Raw genomic sequence first — 1,826 nt, 5'->3', positions numbered from 1 at the left:
ACCCAACATTTGACTAAAAATGAATCCTGATACTTACAAACATTATTTAAGAGACTTAATTTACCTGATTAAAGAAAGAGAAGCGGAATTAAAATCTGACACAAGCAAGTCGGAGTTTAATAAGGGAGTTGAGTGTGGATACTCTGAAATAATAAGTCTTATCGAAAATCAAGCATTTGCCTTTGATTTGGAGTTAAAGGAAATTGGATTTAACGACTTTGAAAAGTTCATAAACGACAACTAAAAATGTTCTGGAAAAAGAAGAAAAATAAAACGACTGAATTTAAATGCTCTGAATGTGGACAAATCCATCCAGATTGGCCAGCATTAGCCTTTAAATCGCCAGCAAACTATGAGTACCTTTCCGACCAAGAAAAGTCCGAACTTGGCAAATTGGACTCTGATTTTTGCGAAATTCATTATGAAGACCAGATTGACCGTTTTATAAGAGTAACGCTTACTCAAAAAGTAAAAGACGCTTGCGAAATTTTGGAATACGGACTTTGGGTATCATTAAGCGAAAAAAGTTATTTAGATTATAAAGAAAATTACAACAATACGAATCACGAAACTGGATATTTTGGTTGGTCATGTAGCAATATTCCTGAATATGGAGATACATCTTCAATTCCTTGCGATGTGATGACAAAAAGCGGAAATGATAGACCTGAAATTTTTCCTCGCGAAGATTTTGACCATCCATTCGTCAAAGATTACTACGATGGAATTACAAAAACAGAAGCGGAAAAAAGAGTAAATGAAATGATAAAAAACGTTGGGTAACACAGTGTAAAGTTCATTGCTTCGTTTTCTCTTTCATTAAATTCTTTTATCTTTAATACAAAGTTTCGGCAGACATCTACGCTAGCGCTTCGACGTCTCGCAACGAAACTTTACACGTAAACGTTGTACACAATACTGACCAACCAATGAAATTTAGTAATACATTTAAAATAATATGGTGGATTTTTCTAATCTTACTAACTGGAACGTTATTTATATAGAGACTTGAACCAATTGGTCAAGGAGAATCAGCACCACTAGATGTATTCATTTTTATAATTCTAGTTACACTACTACTAGCACCAATCTTTACAGAAGTTGAATTTTTCGGAATTAAAGTTAAAAGAGAAATTGAAGAATTAAAAACTCAAATTAAATTACATTTTGGCGACTTAAAAAATGAGATTAGAAACAGTCAAGTTCAAACCATTCATCAAAACATTACTGGTTTTGGGCCACCGCCAACCGACGAAGAAATCCCAAGATTAGATGCTAAAGTTGACCGAATTTTAAAAGAAAGATTAAAACATTATAATTTGGAATTAGACGAAAGGTCTAAAATTAAGGTTGATGTTCCTGACAAGAATTTAATGATGTTTAAAGTCAGATACAGAATTGAACAGGAGTTGCGTAGAATTTGGATCAAAAACATTGACAATATTGAAAACAGAAAAAAGCCTCTGACAATAATAATTAGAGAATTAACGGATAACCAAATTATTGACAAGCAATTATATTACATTTTGAGAGAAGTTTTATCCATTTGCAATTATGCTATTCACGGAGAAAATGTTTCCCAAAGTCAAGTCGATTTTGTCGAGAAAAATGCGGAAGAAATAATTAATTACTTATCAAGAATGGAATAAAAAAGTACAGTGTACAACAACGTTTATAATTAATGGCTAGTTCTCGCCTACTTACGAAAATCCTCGCGGATTTTCTATTCGGTTTTTATTTGCTAAATTAGGTGTTTAAACACGCCACTAATCATACACAAGACCGTTACCTTCTATTGCCCTACTCTGCTCTTATACACACTAATT

General features: G+C 32.7%; 3 protein-coding genes. All 3 read left to right on the top strand.

Annotated elements, in window-relative coordinates:
• Positions 1-19: 19 nt before the first annotated feature.
• The 3 genes from JM658_RS16915 (at position 20) to JM658_RS16905 (ending at position 1,649) form a co-directional block, all read left to right on the top strand.
• Positions 20-244 carry a hypothetical protein gene (locus JM658_RS16915; RefSeq protein WP_236961068.1) on the top strand — a complete coding sequence of 75 codons (225 nt, stop codon included), beginning with the start codon at positions 20-22 and terminating at the stop codon, positions 242-244.
• A 2-nt stretch (positions 245-246) separates the two neighbouring features.
• Entirely contained in the window at positions 247-783 is a 537-nt protein-coding gene (locus tag JM658_RS16910) for a DUF2199 domain-containing protein (RefSeq protein WP_236961066.1), read from the top strand.
• A 536-nt stretch (positions 784-1,319) separates the two neighbouring features.
• Positions 1,320-1,649, top strand: a complete 330-nt coding sequence (locus tag JM658_RS16905) for a hypothetical protein (protein ID WP_236961064.1) — start codon at positions 1,320-1,322, stop codon at positions 1,647-1,649.
• The last annotated feature ends 177 nt before the right edge of the window (positions 1,650-1,826 follow it).

Origin of the sequence: Joostella atrarenae (assembly GCF_021764745.1) — a bacterium.
GTDB classification, from domain to species: domain Bacteria; phylum Bacteroidota; class Bacteroidia; order Flavobacteriales; family Flavobacteriaceae; genus Galbibacter; species Galbibacter atrarenae.
Note: the sequence above shows the minus strand (reverse complement) of the source record. Positions and strands in the feature narration are given on the sequence as shown.